This is a genomic window from Bacillus sp. SIMBA_154 (assembly GCF_046536015.1).
GTDB lineage: Bacteria > Bacillota > Bacilli > Bacillales > Bacillaceae > Bacillus > Bacillus pumilus_P.
This window is the reverse complement of the sequence record NZ_JAWJBV010000164.1, coordinates 1-289: the sequence shown is the minus strand read 5'-3', so window position 1 is coordinate 289 and position 289 is coordinate 1. Positions and strand designations below refer to the sequence as shown.

Below are 289 nucleotides of genomic sequence, written 5' to 3'. Positions count from 1 at the left end.
CACTAGACGAAATAGGCCGAGCGCTTGCAAAGAAGCACAATACTGCTAATGAAAAAGATTATGAATGGATGAAGTGGCTTATTGTTATCGCTTCTGGAGTATTCTCAGTCATAGTGTCTCAAATTACTAGAATGTCCCCAGCACTTGACAGTTCCCTGCTGTTCATACAGAGTAATCAGTTATTTCTATTTAAAGGAGCCATTATCGCTAATGCCTTGGGTATTATCTTTGGAGCTGTTTATTTGTATGCCGATATAAGAAGTGAAAGAGATTTAGCTGATAAACTAAG

1 protein-coding gene is annotated in these 289 nt (G+C 38.1%); it reads left to right on the top strand.

Going from position 1 to position 289, the window contains the following annotated elements; translation table 11 throughout:
• Positions 1–289 (top strand): hypothetical protein (locus R0K30_RS21580; RefSeq protein WP_410612850.1); only part of this gene is annotated, 289 nt, incomplete at both ends.